This is a genomic window from Oceanobacillus salinisoli, assembly GCF_009733865.1.
Classification (GTDB): Bacteria; Bacillota; Bacilli; order Bacillales; family Amphibacillaceae; genus Oceanobacillus; species Oceanobacillus salinisoli.
In genome coordinates, this window is sequence record NZ_WOFB01000007.1 from 128,233 (window position 1) to 146,739 (window position 18,507).

General features: G+C 35.0%; 17 protein-coding genes. All 17 read left to right on the forward strand.

Features of this window, described 5'->3' with window-relative positions; all coding sequences use genetic code 11:
- Positions 1-33: 33 nt before the first annotated feature.
- The 17 genes from GMJ66_RS07315 to GMJ66_RS07395 all read left to right on the forward strand — a co-directional run bounded on the left by GMJ66_RS07315 (position 34) and on the right by GMJ66_RS07395 (position 18,023).
- Positions 34-888, forward strand: a complete 855-nt coding sequence (locus GMJ66_RS07315) for a branched-chain amino acid ABC transporter permease (RefSeq protein ID WP_156289663.1) — start codon at positions 34-36, stop codon at positions 886-888.
- On the forward strand, positions 888-1,862 hold the full coding sequence (locus tag GMJ66_RS07320; protein WP_231514865.1) for a branched-chain amino acid ABC transporter permease: 975 nt from the start codon (positions 888-890) through the stop codon (positions 1,860-1,862). Before GMJ66_RS07315 ends, GMJ66_RS07320 begins: the two co-directional genes overlap by 1 nt.
- Complete coding sequence (locus GMJ66_RS07325) at positions 1,859-2,617, forward strand: ABC transporter ATP-binding protein (RefSeq protein WP_197046637.1); 759 nt, start codon at positions 1,859-1,861, stop codon at positions 2,615-2,617. The genes GMJ66_RS07320 and GMJ66_RS07325 overlap by 4 nt, the downstream gene beginning before the upstream one ends.
- Positions 2,614-3,324: an ABC transporter ATP-binding protein gene (locus GMJ66_RS07330; protein ID WP_156289665.1), complete on the forward strand. Its 711-nt coding sequence runs from the start codon at positions 2,614-2,616 to the stop codon at positions 3,322-3,324. Before GMJ66_RS07325 ends, GMJ66_RS07330 begins: the two co-directional genes overlap by 4 nt.
- Positions 3,325-3,375: 51 nt before the next feature.
- Entirely contained in the window at positions 3,376-4,905 is a 1,530-nt protein-coding gene (locus GMJ66_RS07335; protein ID WP_156289666.1) for an acyl-CoA synthetase, read from the forward strand.
- A gap of 44 nt (positions 4,906-4,949) precedes the next feature.
- Entirely contained in the window at positions 4,950-6,497 is a 1,548-nt protein-coding gene (locus GMJ66_RS07340) for a class I adenylate-forming enzyme family protein (RefSeq protein WP_156289667.1), read from the forward strand.
- A 16-nt stretch (positions 6,498-6,513) separates the two neighbouring features.
- Positions 6,514-7,527: an NADP-dependent oxidoreductase gene (locus GMJ66_RS07345; RefSeq protein WP_156289668.1), complete on the forward strand. Its 1,014-nt coding sequence runs from the start codon at positions 6,514-6,516 to the stop codon at positions 7,525-7,527.
- 16 nt (positions 7,528-7,543) lie between these two features.
- Positions 7,544-8,302 carry an enoyl-CoA hydratase-related protein gene (locus tag GMJ66_RS07350; protein ID WP_156289669.1) on the forward strand — a complete coding sequence of 253 codons (759 nt, stop codon included), beginning with the start codon at positions 7,544-7,546 and terminating at the stop codon, positions 8,300-8,302.
- Between the two features lie 209 nt (positions 8,303-8,511).
- Positions 8,512-9,549, forward strand: a complete 1,038-nt coding sequence (locus GMJ66_RS07355) for a phosphotransferase family protein (RefSeq protein ID WP_156289670.1) — start codon at positions 8,512-8,514, stop codon at positions 9,547-9,549.
- 9 nt (positions 9,550-9,558) lie between these two features.
- Positions 9,559-9,999: a hypothetical protein gene (locus GMJ66_RS07360; protein ID WP_156289671.1), complete on the forward strand. Its 441-nt coding sequence runs from the start codon at positions 9,559-9,561 to the stop codon at positions 9,997-9,999.
- 15 nt (positions 10,000-10,014) lie between these two features.
- A complete protein-coding gene (locus tag GMJ66_RS07365) occupies positions 10,015-10,998 on the forward strand; it encodes an NADPH:quinone oxidoreductase family protein (RefSeq protein WP_156289672.1) in 984 nt (327 codons plus the stop codon).
- Between the two features lie 19 nt (positions 10,999-11,017).
- Entirely contained in the window at positions 11,018-12,232 is a 1,215-nt protein-coding gene (locus GMJ66_RS07370) for an acyl-CoA dehydrogenase (RefSeq protein ID WP_156289673.1), read from the forward strand.
- A 236-nt stretch (positions 12,233-12,468) separates the two neighbouring features.
- Positions 12,469-13,236 carry an SDR family NAD(P)-dependent oxidoreductase gene (locus tag GMJ66_RS07375; RefSeq protein WP_156289674.1) on the forward strand — a complete coding sequence of 256 codons (768 nt, stop codon included), beginning with the start codon at positions 12,469-12,471 and terminating at the stop codon, positions 13,234-13,236.
- Positions 13,230-13,994 carry an SDR family NAD(P)-dependent oxidoreductase gene (locus GMJ66_RS07380; protein WP_156289675.1) on the forward strand — a complete coding sequence of 255 codons (765 nt, stop codon included), beginning with the start codon at positions 13,230-13,232 and terminating at the stop codon, positions 13,992-13,994. The genes GMJ66_RS07375 and GMJ66_RS07380 overlap by 7 nt, the downstream gene beginning before the upstream one ends.
- 11 nt (positions 13,995-14,005) lie before the next feature.
- Complete coding sequence (locus GMJ66_RS07385; RefSeq protein ID WP_156289676.1) at positions 14,006-15,103, forward strand: hypothetical protein; 1,098 nt, start codon at positions 14,006-14,008, stop codon at positions 15,101-15,103.
- Between the two features lie 126 nt (positions 15,104-15,229).
- Positions 15,230-16,438, forward strand: a complete 1,209-nt coding sequence (locus GMJ66_RS07390) for an ABC transporter substrate-binding protein (RefSeq protein ID WP_156289677.1) — start codon at positions 15,230-15,232, stop codon at positions 16,436-16,438.
- Between the two features lie 67 nt (positions 16,439-16,505).
- The gene (locus GMJ66_RS07395; protein WP_156289678.1) at positions 16,506-18,023 is read left to right on the forward strand and encodes an acyl-CoA synthetase; all 1,518 of its coding nucleotides are present in this window, start codon (positions 16,506-16,508) and stop codon (positions 18,021-18,023) included.
- Positions 18,024-18,507 lie beyond the last annotated feature (484 nt).

An 18,507-nucleotide genomic window follows, 5' to 3' on the forward strand; every position in this document is an offset into this window, starting at 1 on the left:
AACTCTAATATTTGAAGAAGTGGAGGGAAATAGATGTTTGAACAAGCCTTAATTAATGGATTAGTTCTAAGTTCAGTTTACGTTTTAATGGCACTTGGTTTTACGATGATCTTTGGAATAATGAAGATTGTAAATTTTGCTCATGGTGAATTTTATATGCTAGGTGCCTTTGCGCTTTACTTTACGTATCAAGTTTACGAAATGAATTTTATCCTAGCAATCATAGTATCCGCAGTGTTAATAGGAATGTTCGGGATGTTTCTTGAAAAAGTTTTGTTTCGCAAACTTGGAAATGATGAAATGAAGGTGATGATATTAGCATTAGGGGTCTCTATTTTCTTACAAAATTTGGGAATTGTCCTTTTTGGAGCAACAACGAAAGCAATTTCACCTCCATTTCAAGGAATGCTTGATCTAGGTTTTGTAAGCATTAGTTACTATAACATGTTTATTATCATTATTTCTGTCATTGTGTTGATTGCATTTTACTTCTTTATTAAGAAAATGAAAACGGGTCAAGCTTTTATTGCTGTTTCACATGATGAAGAAATTGCTAGTGTTCAAGGAATTAATGTGAAACGAATTAAGATGATTGCTTTTGGTATTGGAATACTTTTAGCTGCTTTTGCGGGAGCACTTGTGACTCCTTTATATACTGTTTCTCCTACTATAGGTATGGGTGCTTTAATGAATGCGTTTATCGTTGTCATATTAGGAGGACTTGGAAGTATTATGGGAGCATTATGGGGAGGTATAATTATTGGACTCTCTCGGAGTTATTTAACAACATATATCGGTGCTGCTGAAGCAGATTTATTAATATTTATTTTAATTGCTGCATTGTTACTAGTTAAACCGAACGGCTTGTTAGGAGGGAGTTATCAGTGATGAAAGGGATACTAACAAATCGCAGAAATTTATTTATCATTGCAGCAATTCTATTCATCATCGCCCCTGTCTTTATACAGAGTAATTATTATTTTCATATTTTAGTGTTCTTATTTTTGAATACAATACTTGCGGTTAGCTGGAATCTTATTTTCCAAACCGGCCAAGTATCCTTAGCACATGTTGCATTTATGGCGATAGGTGCATATACGTCGACCTTATTAGTTTTAAATCTAAATCTTCCCTTTCTACTAAGCTTTATTTTGGCGGGAATTCTATCATCTATTGTTGCTGTTGTAATCGGCATGATCGTATTAAGGCTTAAAGGTATCTATTTTGTTATGATCACGTTTATTCTTACAGAGATTGTACGCCTTACGATTACGAATTCAACGGAAGCGTTAGGAGGAGCTAGTGGTATTTCAGGAATCCCTTATCCCAATATATTTGGCTACGTTATTGAATCACGGGTTGAATTTTATTACCTATTCTTAGCAATTTTAATGATTACGATTTACGTTATATACCGATTATTACATTCAAGGGTGGGTAACGTGTTAAAAAGTATAAGCAATAATGATACATTATCACAAGCGGTGGGTGTAAATATTAGCTATTATAAAATATTTGCATTTGCAGCAGGTGCCTTTTTTGCAGGTCTAGCAGGTGCATTATATGCTCATTATAATACGCATATTTCACCGCACTCTTTTACCTTTCTTCGCTCATTCGATATTATTATTTTTAATATCGTTGGTGGGACGGCTAATCTACTAGGGCCAATCTTGGGGAGTTCAGTCTTTACTATTCTACCAGAGTTTTTCAGAAGTTTAGCAGATTACCAAGTATTGGTATATTCTTTAGCTTTAATAGCCAGTATCTACTTCTTAAAAGATGGGCTTCTATCTATTGTCCAATTCTTTACAAATAAATTAAAGAAGCACGACACAAAGGAGGAGGTTAAGAATCTATGACAGTCATGTTTGATATTAAAAATTTACAGAAAAGCTTTGGTGGTGTAGCTGCAGTAAATGATGTTTCTTTTCAAATAAATGAAGGAGAATTATTTGGAGTTATTGGACCAAACGGCGCTGGAAAAACTACTTTATTTAATTTAATCACTGGTTTCTCCAATGCCGATTCGGGTGAAATCCTTTATTACGGAAAAGATATTATAGGTAAAAAAACTCATCAGCTCGTTCAGAGTGGGATAGTTAGAACCTTTCAAAGCACTAATTTATTTCTAGGAAATACCGTATTAGAAAATATAATGATGGGTGGATTTTTATCCTATAGACCAAGTATTTTACGTAATATCTTTACAAATACAAAGTTAAGAGAAAAAGAGTTATTAATTTATGCGGAAGAGATTTCTGATTTTGTTGGAATATCAAAGTATAATGACACCATTGTTGATAATCTGCCTTATGGTTATAAACGATTAGTCGGAATAGCGATTGCTTTAGCATGTAAACCTAAGGTTCTTCTACTGGATGAGCCAGCTGCAGGAATGGTTGAGGAAGAAACAAAAGAATTAGTAAAAATTATAAAAAAAGTTCATCAAACAGGCGTCACAGTAGTATTAATTGAACATGATATGAAAATGGTCATGAATCTTTGTGAAAAAATAACTGTTCTCGAGTTTGGAAAAAAGATTAGTTATGGCATCCCGGAGGAAGTTAGTCAAGATAAAGAAGTAATTCGTGCTTATCTGGGGGTGGAATCATGACATTATTGGAAGTTAATGATTTACATGTTGAATATTCTGGTATACGGGCAGTGAATGGCGTTTCCTTTAGTATGGAAAAGGGACAATTTATTACGTTAATTGGAGCCAACGGTGCTGGAAAGAGTTCCATTGTTAAAGCAATAATGGGACTTGTTAAACCCATGAAAGGAGAAATCATTCTAAATGACAAGCATATTGAAGGCGTCGACTCTTCAATAGTTGTCAAACAAGGAATTGCCTATTGTCCAGAAGGTAGAAGAATATTTGCTACGATGTCCGTAGAAGAAAATTTAAAGATAGGTGCCTATTTGCGAAAGGATAAACAAGGAATTGAAGATGATTTGGAAAAGGTATACCACTATTTTCCAATCCTAAAAGAGAAAAGAAATTTACCCGGTGAGAGCCTAAGTGGAGGTCAACAACAAATGCTTGCTATTGGTAGAAGTTTAATGGCAAGTCCAAAATTATTAATAATAGATGAGTTAACGCTTGGATTGGCACCGATTATTATTCAAGATCTAACGAAAATACTTAATGATTTAAATGAGAATGGGTTAGCTATTATACTGATTGAACAAAATGCCAATGTTGCATTAAAAACAGCAGATTATGGCTATGTATTAGAAACTGGAAATATTATTTTAAAAGATGATACTAAGGAATTATCAGGAAATGACTTTATTCAGAAGGCTTACTTAGGAATTTAATATTTTATATGTTGATGAAAATAGACTAAATCATTAGGAGGGATTATTGTCATGCATAAAGGTATTGGAAATTGGTTGGTAAAACATGCATATTACGATTCAGAAAGGCTTGCTTTAGTATATAAAGACAAGAGATTTACGTATAAACAATTTAATGAAAGAGTCAATGAGTTGGCAAATGCTTTCGTTGAAATGGGAATAAGAAAAGGGGAACGCGTAAATGCATTGCTTTACAATACGAATGAGATGCTTGAATCTATGTTCGCCTGCTCAAAAATAGGAGCAATCTTTGTACCAATTAACTATCGGTTAAGCGTTGAAGAGGTTTATTATATTGTAAACGATTCGACAGGGAGTTTATTTATCTATGACAGTAGAATGAGGACGTTAGTAGACGAATTGAGGAATAAGAAATCAAGTATTAGAGAATATATCCATGTTGGGAATAATCCTCATGATGCAGATTTCTTGTATGAAGAAGTTCTTTCAAGTTCTTCTAAAGAAGAGCCAGGCTATGATGTGGCATTAGATGATGTTCATATTATGATGTATACTTCTGGAACGACTGGAAGACCAAAAGGTGCCATGCTAACACATGGGAACACGTTATGGAATGCAATTAATATGATGAATTATTTACCAGTTCAACAATCAGATACTACTATAGGTGTGGCACCTTTATTCCATATCGGAGGAATGAGTTGTTCCGTTACACCACTTTTCTATAAAGGGGGGACAGTATTTTTAGATGATGTATTTAATCCAGAAAGTGTTTTACAAAAAATACAAGATGAAAGAATTACGTTCATGTTTCTCGTACCAGCTATGTGGCAAGCGTTAACAGAGGTTAAGGATTTTGAAAAATATGATTTATCATCACTTCGTATTTGTGAATGTGGTGGTGCTCCATGTCCAATACCAGTCATAGAGAAATTTCAAGAGAAGGGCGTTGAATTCTATGAAGGATTCGGACTGACTGAAACAGCTCCATTTGTTAGTTTATTAGATTCGAAAAATTCGTTACGTAAACATGGCTCGGTAGGGAAAACTCCAATGCATGTGGAAGTTCGTATTGTTGATGAATATGATCGTGATGTTCCCGTTGGAGATGTAGGGGAACTAGTCGTTAAGGGACCGAATGTAATGAAAGGGTATTGGAATAAACCAGAGGCAACGAGAGAGGCCATTAGAGACGGCTGGTTCCATACAGGAGATTTGGCCAAATTTGATGAAGAAAACTTTATCTACATCGTTGACCGGATGAAAGACATGATCATTACTGGTGGCGAAAATGTATATCCGATTGAGATTGAACAGCATTTATATAAACATCCAAATATCCGTGAAGTAGCTGTTATTGGATATCCAGATCAAAAATGGGGGGAATCGATTAAGGTAATTGCTTCATTAAAAGATTCAAAAAATACAATAACCCTTGATGACATACGTGATTACTTAGATGGAAAAGTAGCAAGGTTTAAGTTGCCGAAACAATTAGAAGTTGTGGAGGAGTTACCAAGAAATGCAACAGGGAAGATTTTGAAAATGGCTTTACGTGAAAGAGTAGCTCAAACGAAATAGTCGGAACATTTTTAATGGTGAAAAATGTTGAGGAGGAAAAATAGATGAACATCGCTTCTTATATTAACCGAGCTGTACATGAATATCCAGATAAAGTGGCACTCAGAGTAGATGATTTAGAAGTGACCTACGGAAATTTAAATAAAAAAGCTCATTCTCTTGCAAATTATTTGCAAGAGAATGGGTTTAAAAAGGGTGATAAACTAGGTGTCTTTATGCCTAATTGCCCTGATTACGTTATATCCATGTATGCAGCATGGATAATAGGTGGAGTTGCTGTACCAATGAATTACCGTTTTCAAAATGAAGAGTTAGCATTTTTATGTGAGGACTCAGAAATTTCATGGATAGTTACAACTGCCAATGACTATAATATCTTTCAGAATATGTCCATCCGTGTCATTACACAAACCGATGTAAAAGAAACGATTTCATTAGAAAGCATTTACCAAATGGAAGGAAACGAATTAGACATTGTCCCTTGTTTAGATGCTGACACTGCCTTACTAATGTATACAAGTGGTTCAACAGGTAGGCCAAAAGGAGTTAGGCAAACACATCGAACGAATACTGCTTCAGCAGATATGGTTATTGAGATTCGAAAGTTAACTTCTGAAGATCATATTTTACTTACGGTTCCTTTGTTTCATGTTGGTGGGTTTCAATGTGCAACTTTACCTTTATTATTTACAGGAGGTACAATTACGTTCCAACCAAATTGGAATGCGCAGGAATGGATTACACTATCCCGAGACTTAAAGCCAACCTGGTCTGGTTTAGCGACTACAATGATTATAGACGTTGTTAATTATTTGAAAGTAAATTCTGTCGATAAATCTTGGTTTCGTACGTATAGGTTTATGATTTATGGTGGCTCGCCAACTCCAGACCCAATACTTGAATTCTTTGAAGATGAGTTAGAAGTTAAATTAGTAGAAATTTATGGGCAAACTGAATTATCTGGATTAGTCATCACATATTGGGGAGAAGAGAATCGCAAGAAAGGGTCAATGGGGAGAATTGTAAATCAGGTCATAGAAGGGAAAGTAATCGGAACAGATGGAAAAGAAATTCTCCCTGGGGAAGAAGAAAGTGGTGAACTCTATGTTAGAGGGGATGTTGTAACACCTGGATATTGGAAACGTCCTGAGTTAAATAAGGAAAGATTAATAGATGGTTGGTTACGAACAGGAGATGTTGTCCGCTGGGATAAGGATGGCTATTTATATTATACCGATCGATTTGACGATATGATTATCACCGGTGGGGAAAATGTTTATCCAAAAGAAGTAGAAAATGTTTTAGCAGAACACCCTAAAATAGCAGAAATAGTAGTAATTGGCACCCCACATGAAAGATTGGTGGAACAAGTTACTGCTGTAATTGTGCCTAATGAAAATACGCTAACGGAAAAAGAAATCATTGATTTTTGTGATGAGCATACGGGGTTAGCTGGGTACAAAAAACCACGTCGAATTATTTTTACAGACGAAATACCAAAGACTGGTAGTGGAAAGTTTAATAAGAGTTTATTAAAGAAAATGTATAAAGATAATAAACCAGAAAGTACAACAGCTTCACAAAAAGAGTAAGTGCTAAGGAGGCAAAATGTTGGAAAAAGCGAATCGAAGTATCCTTTTAATAAGTAGGCCAGAGGGAATGCCATCACAGGATAATTTCCAGATTACTACGAATCCAATTCCGAATATTAATGAAGATGAAGTGTTAGTTCGGGCAATCTATTTATCGGTAGATCCTTATATGCGTGGAAGAATGAGTGGGAAAAAGACGTATATTGATCCGTTTAAGTTGAACAAACCCTTAATCGGAGGTGTTGTTGGTAAGGTAGTAGAATCAAAGAATTCTCACTTTCAAGTTGGAGACATTGTACAAGGGTATATGAGATGGGCCGACTATTCTGTTTCTGAAGGTAAGGATTTAAGGAAAATAGATCCTACCATTGCCCCAATTTCTACATCATTAGGAGTCGTAGGGATGCCTGGACTAACAGCATATGTAGGATTACTTGATATTGGAAAACCGAAGAAAGGCGAGACGGTCGTTATTTCAGGTGCAGCAGGTGCGGTTGGAACGGTTGTTGGACAAATCGCTAAACTAAAAGGATGTCGAGTTGTCGGTATTTCTGGCTCAGATAAAAAGAACAAGTATTTAGAAAATGAACTTGGATTTGATGAAACAATTAATTATAAAACAGAAAATGTTAACGAGGAATTAAAAGTAGCTTGTCCAAATGGAGTAGATATTTACTTTGATAATGTAGGCGGATCGATATCTGATGCTGTTATGAAACGAATAAACTTCTTTTCGAGAATTGTACTTTGTGGACAAATCTCTCAGTATAACAATAAAAAGGTAGATTACGGTCCACGTATGCAACAACAAATACTCACTCATAGCGCTATTATGCAAGGTTTTATAATAAGAAATTATACCAACCGATATGAAGAAGGGTTTCAACAACTTGGTAAATGGGTGAAAGAAGGAAAAATCAAATATAGAGAAACGACAATAGAAGGTTTAGAAAATGCTCCAGATGCTTTTATAGGACTGTTTCATGGAGAAAATATCGGAAAACAGTTAGTTAAAGTTTCTGACGAATAAAAGGGATTGATGAAAATTGAACTTTGTAGATTTAAAAATAGAAAATAATATAGGGATTGTAACTTTAAATAGGGAGCCAATAAATGCCTTAACGTATGAAATGTATCAAGAAATTAAAGAGATATTTCAATCCATTAATGAAATGGATGATATAAGGCTAGTCATTTTAAGAGCAGAAGGTAGAATGTTTTCACCTGGAAATGACGTATCTGAATTTAAAACATTGCAAGAAGGAACACGGGATTATGCAGATATGGTGAAAACTAGCATTGCTTCAGTTTATGAATGTCGTGTACCTGTTATCGGTGCAATACATGGAGTTGCTTTAGGTGCGGGAATGGCTATTGCTGCATGTTGTGATATTTTAGTAGCATCTGAGGAAACAGTTTTTGGTATACCTGAGATTAAAGTTGGAATTATTGGAGCTGCAGAATTCGCAGACCTTCTTGTACCGAGAAAGGTACTTAACTATATGGCTTTAACAGGTAATCCGATTACAGCCAAAGAAATTCAAAGTTATGGTGGTATCAAAAAAGTAGTATCCCGTGAAAGGCTAATGAATGCAGCTTATGAAATTGCAGATGAATTTCTTGCCGTTGGTCCGATAGCTTTAAGATATTTCAAAGAAGCACTTCAAACAAATCTAGATGCAAAATTAGTAGATAAATATACTTTGGAAGCTAGTTACACAGAGAAGTATAGTGAAACAGAAGATTTTATGGAAGCAGTAACATCATTTCTTGAAAAGAGAAAACCACAATATAAAGGAAAATAAATACGGGAACTATCATCATGAAAAAATATCTACATTTCATGCCTATGTTGTCGAGTGAGGTCTTCTTGTACCTCATTATGTTATTAAGACATAAATATAGATCAGTATTAATAAGATTATAGTAATTTTGAAATGGATAACGTTTACTACAATTGTCCCTTTTCGCAGTTTAAATAGAGGATTTTTCTATAAGGAGGGATTTTTAGCTAATGAAAATAGAAAATGAACAGGACATGAAAAGTGTGCTAGCAAATTATATCAATGAACAAATAATAAAAGCCGACCATATCGAAGTTGTTCAGTTTTTTAAGGCATCTGGAGGATGGTCTGATGATGTATTTATACTAAAAGTTAGATGGGGAGAAAACGATAGTAAAAAAGAACAAAATTATGTTGTTAGAAAGAAAAAAGATGGCCCGATGATAGAGGAAAAAGATTTCTTACGTCAGTTCAACATATTGGATATTTTGAGCAAAGACACTAATTTACCAGTACCTGAAGTTTATTGTTATGAAAAAGATAAAAGTATTATCGGAAATGAATTCATTGTAATGGAAAAAATAGAAGGAAAAAGCTATGTTCCATGGTCGATTGAGGGGAGACAATTCTTTAAAAAAGCATCAAAAGGGAATATTCGAAAAGAATTTGTAAGCTATTTAGCGGCTTTGCATAGTTTGGATTATCATTCTTTACTTTTAGATCACCATTTATCTGTAATGGATAGCAAGATTTATTTGGATCGCAAAATAGAGGAATTGGAAGGACTATATCAACAACATAAGTTCATTGAAGATCCTTTGATAACAGATGCTTTTGAATGGTTGAAAAAGAATAAGCCGGAACCTATACCACTGGCTGTGATTCATAACGATTATCGAACAGGTAATCTTTTATATGAGGATGATATAGTTACAGGGATATTAGATTGGGAAAGTATAGAAATAGGTGATCCTAGATTAGACATTGGCTATGTTTGTTCGAAGTCAAATCGCATGGATTCACCTTTAATGTGCTATTTAATAAGTCGAGAGGAATTCTATTCTTTATATAAACAAGATGTGAATTTTGACTTTGATGAAAAAGACATTTATTATTTTGAGGTTTATCATCAACTCCGTTTTTATATGATATCTTTGCTAGCTGGGGATATTTTTGTGAGAAAAGGGTCAACGGATTTACGGATGGTAAGACAAGGTTTCCGATCGGGTTTAATGAAACATATGTTAGCAGAGTTATTGGGATATTGAGGTGATGATATGTTTGATAAGGACTACACTATAAAATTAATTAGTCAAGTAATTAAAGAAGAAATTATTCCGTCTATAGATAATAGTGTTGTAAGAGAACAAGCTATTGCAATGGTCTCCGTTTTAAAAAATGTGAATTTAAACACTCTGCAAAATTTAAATCCATATGAAGAAGTTAATGAATTACTAGGAAAGGAACTAAGTCTCCTTTTAGAAAAAGTAAGAAAACAAGAAAAATCTGAATCGGAATTAATGAAAGAATACGAGATTCAACTAGCAGAAATAGAAAAGATACAAAATGTTAAGCAAAAGTGGGCAGAATTAAATAGTCTTTTTAGCAAAATAATTAAAAGCTTATATCATTCAGAAGAAAATGTTGAAGAAGATATACAAGAATGTAGAAGGATATTAAGAAAACAATTAAATATAGAAATAAAATTAGTAGGTTAGTATAGGAGGGGTTGAATGAAAGGCTGGATTGTAAGAGAGTTAGGTAAGCCGAATGATGTGTTAAAGTTAGAGACCAACTTAAAGGAACCGAAAATGGATAATAATGAAGTATTAATTAAGGTTGAAGCAGCAGCTTTGAACTTTTTTGAAATTCTTTTATGTCAGGGTAAGTATCAAATAAAACCATCTTTGCCATTTACGATTGGTGCTGAAGTTTCAGGGACTGTTATAAAAACAAATAACAATAGTAAGTTTGAAGTTGGAGAGAGAGTGCTAGCATTACCAGAACTACCTAAAGGTGGATTGGTCGAAAGAGTTTCCGTCAAGGAGGAAAGTGTTCATCCAATTCCAGATTCTATGCCTTGGGAAGAAGCTGCTTCCATGTTTATCACGTATCATACTTCCTATTATGCACTTAAAAAAAGAGCGAATATTAAAAAAGGGGAAGTACTACTCGTACATGCAGGAGCAGGTGGCGTTGGTTCAGCCGCTATTCAATTAGGGAAAGCTAGTGGAGCATATGTCATCGCAACTGCAGGAGGAGAAGGTAAAGTAAAAATTTGTAAGGAATTAGGTGCAGATATTGCAATTAATTATTTACAGGAAGATTTTGTAAAGATTGTTAATAGAGTAACAGATGGTAAGGGAGCAGATGTTGTATATGATCCAGTAGGTGGTCAAGTATTTGAACGTTCGAGAAAATGCATCGCTTTTAATGGACGGATTCTAGTTATTGGCTTTGCCAGTGATAATATTCCATCGATTCCTTTGAACCATATTTTAGTCAAAAATTATTCGGTTGTTGGCGTACATTGGGGTTATTATGCAAATGTATCAAGTCATGCCGTTGAGAAGGATCATGAAGAATTAATGAAACTTTATGGTGAAGGGAAAATTAAACCTTTAATTTATAAAAACTACGAATTTACAGATGTGACAAATGCCCTTCAATTATTAGCAGAAAGAAAGACATGGGGAAAGCTAGTAGTTAAATTATAATTATTTAGGAGGAAAAAAGATGGAATTTGAATACTCTAATAAGGTTAAAGATTATCAAGCGAAAATTAGTGAATTTATGGATGAATATGTCTATCCAAATGAAAAGGTATATGAAGAACAACTTGATAAAAATAATCCATTTTCTAAAGTACCACCAATTATAGAGGAATTAAAACAAAAGGCAAAAGAAAGAGGGTTATGGAATTTATTTTTACCTGAAGCGGAATATGGTGCCGGTTTGACGAATATGGAATATGCACCATTATGTGAAATAATGGGACGCTCGGCTATAGGACCTGAAGCATTTAATTGTAGTGCTCCAGATACAGGAAATATGGAAGTACTTGCACGCTACGGGACAGATGATCAAAAAGAGAAGTGGCTAAAACCATTATTGAATGGGGAGATTCGCTCTGTATTTTCAATGACGGAACCTGGTGTTGCCTCTTCTGATGCTACGAACATTTCTACAAGTATCGTCCGTGATGGGGATGAATATGTCATCAATGGAACGAAATGGTGGTCATCTGGTGCAACAGACCCCCGGTGTAAAATTGCTATTGTTATGGGGAAAAATGACCCAAATGCCCCAAGACATAAACAACAATCAATGATTCTTGTACCACTCGACACCCCAGGAATTACCATTAAACGTTCTACTTCGGTATTTGGTTATGAGCATCCTCCTATAGGGCATGCAGAAATTGAATACAAAGATGTAAGAGTGCCTGCTTCTAATATGTTACTAGGGGAAGGAAGAGGATTTGAGATTGCTCAAGGTAGATTAGGCCCTGGTAGAATTCACCATTGTATGCGTTCAATCGGGGCAGCTGAAAGAGCATTGGAACTAATGGTAAAGCGTGTTCAAGAAAGAGAAGCGTTTGGTAAGAAGTTAGCTGATCAAGGAGTTATTCAACAGTGGATTGCTGACTCTCGTATAGAAATAGAACAAGCAAGATTGTTAACGTTAAAAGCGGCATATATGATGGATACGGTAGGAAACAAAGAGGCGAAAGCAGAAATTGCGATGATTAAAGTCGTTGCACCAAACATTGCTTTAAACGTAGTTGATCGTGCTATTCAAGCATTTGGTGCAGCAGGGGTAACTAGTGACTTTCCGTTAGCATCTATGTATGCGGACCAACGTATTCTTCGTATTGGAGATGGTCCAGATGAAGTTCATCGTAGAGCGATTGCACGAGAAGAATTTAAGAAACAGAATGTAAGAGTTTAGTAAATAATCTTGAGATGCTAGCTATTAAATAGGTAGCATCTCTTAGAAATATAAATTTCAGAAAATTAATAATAGATTAAAAACAATATTGATTCTTTATTACGGTAGTGTTATAATCAAAAAAATAAAAAATTAGAAGTTGTTCGTGGATGCAAATTTTATAGGAAGAGGAAAGGAAATGAAAGCGCTTAAATTTTGTGGAAATAGTATGAATACAGGATATTAGGAGGAGAGCAATGTTATCAAACATATTTAACTTAGAAGGTAAGGTAGCAATTGTTACTGGTGGTAGTCGTGGAATCGGGGAAACAATGGCTAAGGCACTCGCGGAAGTTGGTGCAACGGTTGTCATCGCTAGTAGAAATATAGAAAAATGTAAAGAAGTTGTTCGTCAAATTAATAATGAGGGGGGAAAAGGACTCCCAATTCAGCTGGATATTTCTAATGAAGCAAGTGTATATGCAATGGTTGAGGAGACATTGGACCAATTTGGGAAAATTGACATACTGATTAACAATGCTGGAATTAGTCCTTTTATGGCACCAATGGAGAAAACGAGACTATCAGGATTTGAAAAAATTATGGATGTAAATGTAACTGGTGCCTTTCTTTGTTCGAAGGCTGTTAGTGAATATATGATAAAAAATCAAAAAGGTAAGATCATTAATATTTCTTCCTCTGCTGCTAAAGTATCGACGGAAGGAATTGGAGCATATTCCGTTAGTAAAACGGCTTTAGTCAAATTGACTGAAACACTAGCATATGAGTGGGGAAAATACAATATTCACGTTAACGCAATTGCTCCAGGGTTTATGGATGCAGGTATAGCGGATCTTGTTCAAAATCAAGATGGGTTTTTACAAGAGAACGCAAATCGAACTCCTTTAAGAAGAACGGGGGAAGCAACAGAATTAATCGGCCCATTACTCTTACTAGCATCGGATGCATCTAGTTATATAACGGGTCAAACGATTTATGTTGATGGGGGTGCTGCCCATTGTTAAAAAAGGGAAAAACAGCTATTGTTACTGGTGCAGGAAGAGGAATTGGATTTGAAATCATAAAGAAATTGTCGATGGAAGGGTATTCTTGTATCGGATTAGACATCCATGTAGATGAGGATTCCTATCAATCTTTAAAAGATCAGGAAGGTATTGATTACGAAATTGTTGATGTTACTGAACCAGTTCAAGTAAAAGAGGCATTTAAAAAAATTCATTCTACATATGGTGGAATTGATATTCTCGTTAATAATGCTGCGATTACAAATAACATTTCTCAAATTATGAAGATGGACATTGAAAAGTGGAACAAGGAAATAGATGTAAATCTTAATGGTGCTTTTCATTGTATAAAGTATGCTCTACCGCATATGATTCCCAATAAATGGGGAAGAATCGTAAATATTTCATCGATGGCAGCAACTGGTGGAATTGACAGACAATCATCCTATGCAGCAAGTAAAGCTGGTTTATTAGGATTAACTAAAAATGTAACGCTAGAGTATGCAGAACACGGAATAACCTGTAATGCTATTTTGCCAGGTTTAATCCAGACAGAAGCTGTTGGGAAAATGCCAGATATTATTAAAAATGAAGCATTAAGAGTCATCCCTTCGAATCGTTTAGGAAATATGGATGAAGTTGCTGAATTGGTTTCTTTCCTCGTTTCTGAGCACGCCAGCTATATTAATGGGGTTGAGATACCGATTGATGGAGGGGGACATTGTAATCCAATTAGTTTAGCAAGAACGAAAATATAGGAGGTATATTATTGGAATCAGAACAATGGTTTAGTAAGGAACAGTTGTCTCGAATGTCTGTACCAACAATGAAAAGGGTAAGTAATTTACTTGAAGACGGTGATTATAAAAATGCAATAAAATTAGCAAAGCGTTATAAAATGGAATGGAGCTTTCTCAGAAAATTGATGGCAGATTCAACGATTGGACTACTAGAATATATTCACGTCAATTTCAAAGGCGAACGTGATAATGCATTGAAAGAGATAATTTCCAAGGTATGGAAACCAGCTTTTGTTTCTGTTGAAGGAGAACTTAGGCAGAAGGTATCGAATGATTTAACTAAAAGATGGCAAAGTATGGGGGTGGATATTCATGATCTGGATTTTCAACAAAACTTTTCTAAGGAATTATTAGATGAAATTACTATTCCTAAAAAGTATGAAACGTTTTTAGAAAAGCTAGAAAAGGATGATGCAGATGCAAAACAACTTTGTCATGAAGTTGACCATGAATGGGGCATCATACATGACTTATTAGTCGAATCCGTTGCAGCACTATTTACGTTTATTGGTGAGCGCTTTGGAGAAAAGGAAGTGGGAAAAGCAATCGAAGTATTAACAGGTGAAGGTTGGAAAGAATCCTTTGAGCAGATAAATGAACGTGATAGAAAGAGTGTCGTATTAGCTTTAGCTGCTACTTGGAGAGCACATAGTACCGGCGAAGTTGGCCCTGAAGCTGGTAGTTTTACAGTAGAGGAAGATGAAGAAAAGTTTACCTTTTCTCTAGATCCATGTGGAAGTGGACAAAGATTAGTTAGAAGAGGCTATTATGATGAACCTGCTAAATTAGGAAAAACAAAAAAAGCACATCCGTGGTCATTTAATCGAGAAAACTTCCCTTATTATTGTGCACATTGCACATATATGAATGAAATTTTACCGATGAAATGGTCTGGTACCCCAGTTTACCCACTAGATCCACCAGATGATTTTTCAAACCCTTGTACTTGGTATTTTTATAAAAATGCAGAAGATGCTCCTGAAAGGTTTTATGAAAGGTATGGATTTGATAAGGAAAAGATGTTAAACAAAGTAAAGAAAAAAATAACACCTAAGTCTATAAAATAAGTAAACATTAGTAGATATAACAAGTATAACTCCACTATTTCTTTGCACGAGTACAATCAAGCGTTGTAGACCTTTTCTAGTTATATAATATCATAAGATAAAAATTTAAAATTGGAGGTTTGGTTAATGAAAAGGAAATCTACTTTATTTGTTTTTGTTCTTCTATTGTCGATTCTTATAGTTGCGTGTGATGAGTCAACATCATCGACAGATGAAGGTGCAGCTGGAAATGATTCGGAGGTATTAAAAGTTGGTGTAATTGCGCCATTATCGGCTGGAGGTGCTGGATGGGGGGTACCGATACAATACGGTGTAGAAATTGCAGCTGAGGAAATTAATGAAAGTGGAGGATTAGAAGTTGATGGAAAGAATTATTCCATTGAAGTGATTGCATACGATGATCAATATATTGCAGATGAAGCGGTAAATGCAGTAAACCGACTTGTTTATGAAGATGAAGTTGATTTTATTGTTGGGACAATTGGTTCTGCAGGTGTATTAGGTATGCAACAGATTACAGAGCAGAATGAAGTCATTTTGATGGCTAATTCTTATGCGACTAAATCACTTTCACCAGATAAACCATTCACATTTCGCATTATGCCAACAAATGTAGAATGGGGGCAAGAATTGGTTGGATATTTACATGAAAATTATCCTGAACATCGCAAGGTCGCCTTCATTTCACCAAATGATGAATCCGGTTGGGAAGTACACGAAATTGCAGAAGAAGACTTTAAGCTATACGACGATTATGAGATTGTTACAAGTGAATTTCCAGAAAGAGAAACACAAGACTATAATCCTCTACTAACTAAAATAATGAATACAGATGCAGATATCATTGCTTTTGGTGGAACTTCTCCTGGTGAAATAGCATTAGCAATGAATCAAGCAAGGGCGCTAGGTTATGAAGGATTATTTACCTCTTTTAGTGGGCAAGCGATTTTCGAAACAATTGAAGTTACTGGTGAGAATTCAGAAGGATACGTTTTTTACCTTCAAACAGATTATAATACACCGGAAACTCAGGAATTTTTTGATAAATATTTGAGTACTGGTAAATATAATGAAAATTATTTACTGAATGTACCAGATTGGTACGATGGTGCCCATGTGTTACTTAATGGGATTAAGGAAGCAGACAGTCTGGATACAACGGAAGTTGCTGAAGCTATACGTAATATGGGAGTTTATGAAGGATTAGGGGGAGAATGGAGCTGGACTGGTGAGGAGTTCTATGGAATTAATCAACAAATTACAAAAGATGCAGTTATAGGTGAAGTGAGAGGCGGAGAACCAACTGTTGTGGATGTACGTAAAATAGAAAAATAGAAAGTACTAGCGCGTCAAAAATTTATTGAATATTTAATATTTTATAAATTCAAATAGGGGTGATAGAATGCAAAATAGTGTTGGAAATTGGTTAGTAAAACACGCTTATTATGATTCTGACCGTCTTGCATTGATTCATCATGATAAAAGATTTACTTATAAAGAACTGAATGAAAGGGTAAACCAGTTAGCAAATGCATGCGTATCAATGGGAGTGAGAAAAGGAGATAGGGTTAATGTATTATTATTTAATACGAATGAAATGATTGAATCCATGTTTGCCTGTTCGAAAATAGGAGCAATCTTTGTACCTATCAATTATCGGCTAAGTGTTGAAGAAGTTTATTATATTGTAAATGATTCAACAGGAGATTTATTTATCTATGATAGTAGAATGAGATCGTTAGTAGACGAATTAAGGAAAAAAAAATCAAGCATTAGAGAGTATATTCATGTTGGCAATGATCCACATCAAGCAGATTTTTTATATGAAGAAACTCTTTCAAATTCTTCTAAGGAAGAGCCAGGATATGATGTAGAGTTAGATGAGATTAACATGATGATGTATACCTCTGGAACGACAGGAAGACCCAAAGGTGCCATGCTTACAAATGGGAATATGCTATGGAATGCTATAAATGCAGTTCAATATCTACCTTTTCATCATACCGATGTCACAATCAGCGTGGCTCCATTATTTCATATCGGAGGAATGAATTCATCAGCAACACCACTTTTATATAAGGGTGGAACCGTAATATTAGAAGACGTTTTTAATCCAGAGAGAATCCTTCAGATAATTCAAGATGAAAAAGTTAGCAATATGTTTTTAGTACCAGCTATGTGGCAGGCCTTAACAGAAGTGGAAAATTTTAATGATTATGATATATCTTCCTTACGTTTTTGTTCATGTGGAGGTGCACCTTGCCCTATCCCTGTTATTGAGATCTTCCAATCAAGAGGTATTGAATTCCTGGAGGGCTTTGGATTAACGGAAACATCTGCATTTGTCAGTTTATTAGACTCGAAAAATGCGATTCGAAAACATGGCTCTGTAGGAAAGACAGCGATACATGTTGATGTTCGTATTGTTGATGAAAATGATCAAGATGTTCTAATTGGAGAAGTAGGAGAACTTCTTGTTAAAGGTCCAAATGTTATGAAAGGATATTGGAATAAACCAGAAGAAACAAGAGAGGCGTTGAAAGATGGCTGGTTTTATACAGGTGACCTGGCTAAATTTGATGAAGAATATTTTATTTATATCGTTGACCGGAAAAAAGACATGATTATCACCGGTGGAGAAAATGTATATCCAATTGAAATTGAACAGCATTTATATCAACATCCGAATATCCGTGAAGTTGCTGTAATTGGATATGCAGATAAAAAGTGGGGAGAATCCATTAAGGTTGTAGCTTCTTTAAAAGACCCAAGTAAAGCGATAAACCTTGAAGAATTACACGATTATTTAGATGGCAAAGTAGCAAGGTTTAAGTTGCCGAAGCAATTCGAAATTGTGGAGGAGTTACCAAGAAATGCAACTGGTAAGATTTTGAAAACGGTTTTACGTGGTTTGGGCTAATTTAATTAACACAACACTGTAAAATGTAAATACATTATAGAAAGTGTTTACTTATATTGTTACAAGGGAGATTTTAAAAAGGAGCTTTCCTGCTTACGGCCACTGGTGGTCAATAATCTGACAATTTAGACACTGCATAGGTATTACACTACTCCACCCTATAGAAACCATTAAAGAAACAGCAATCACGCATTGCTTTATGTGAGAAATCGTTTCGTGTGCTGTTTACCATTGACAAAAACAATGTGAATTTAGTGGCAACAAGTTATTGAAACAGCTGTTGAAAGATATGAAATCCCTTCTCTAGGAGAACTTAATTTTTTACTATGGCAATACCCCTGGGGAGGGATTACTCGCTTATTAACAATGGACGCACCTTTTAAACTCTTAAGTAGACGTATGTAAGAAATAGAAATTTAAAGCTAAAAAATGGTACTTAAAGGCCACTCGTGTTAAGAAATAACCTGTTGTTCTTCACAAAAAA

Excerpts from the sequence above, each read along its gene's own strand:
- GMJ66_RS07340 (WP_156289667.1), top strand. The coding sequence starts at position 4,950 with ATGAACATCGCTTCTTATATTAACCGAGCTGTACATGAATATCCAGAT.
- GMJ66_RS07395 (WP_156289678.1), top strand. The coding sequence starts at position 16,506 with ATGCAAAATAGTGTTGGAAATTGGTTAGTAAAACACGCTTATTATGAT.
- GMJ66_RS07325 (WP_197046637.1), top strand. The coding sequence starts at position 1,859 with ATGACAGTCATGTTTGATATTAAAAATTTACAGAAAAGCTTTGGTGGT.
- GMJ66_RS07320 (WP_231514865.1), top strand. The coding sequence starts at position 888 with ATGAAAGGGATACTAACAAATCGCAGAAATTTATTTATCATTGCAGCA.
- GMJ66_RS07360 (WP_156289671.1), top strand. The coding sequence starts at position 9,559 with ATGTTTGATAAGGACTACACTATAAAATTAATTAGTCAAGTAATTAAA.
- GMJ66_RS07355 (WP_156289670.1), top strand. The coding sequence starts at position 8,512 with ATGAAAATAGAAAATGAACAGGACATGAAAAGTGTGCTAGCAAATTAT.
- GMJ66_RS07330 (WP_156289665.1), top strand. The coding sequence starts at position 2,614 with ATGACATTATTGGAAGTTAATGATTTACATGTTGAATATTCTGGTATA.
- GMJ66_RS07345 (WP_156289668.1), top strand. The coding sequence starts at position 6,514 with ATGTTGGAAAAAGCGAATCGAAGTATCCTTTTAATAAGTAGGCCAGAG.
- GMJ66_RS07335 (WP_156289666.1), top strand. The coding sequence starts at position 3,376 with ATGCATAAAGGTATTGGAAATTGGTTGGTAAAACATGCATATTACGAT.
- GMJ66_RS07390 (WP_156289677.1), top strand. The coding sequence starts at position 15,230 with ATGAAAAGGAAATCTACTTTATTTGTTTTTGTTCTTCTATTGTCGATT.
- GMJ66_RS07365 (WP_156289672.1), top strand. The coding sequence starts at position 10,015 with ATGAAAGGCTGGATTGTAAGAGAGTTAGGTAAGCCGAATGATGTGTTA.
- GMJ66_RS07375 (WP_156289674.1), top strand. The coding sequence starts at position 12,469 with ATGTTATCAAACATATTTAACTTAGAAGGTAAGGTAGCAATTGTTACT.
- GMJ66_RS07315 (WP_156289663.1), top strand. The coding sequence starts at position 34 with ATGTTTGAACAAGCCTTAATTAATGGATTAGTTCTAAGTTCAGTTTAC.
- GMJ66_RS07370 (WP_156289673.1), top strand. The coding sequence starts at position 11,018 with ATGGAATTTGAATACTCTAATAAGGTTAAAGATTATCAAGCGAAAATT.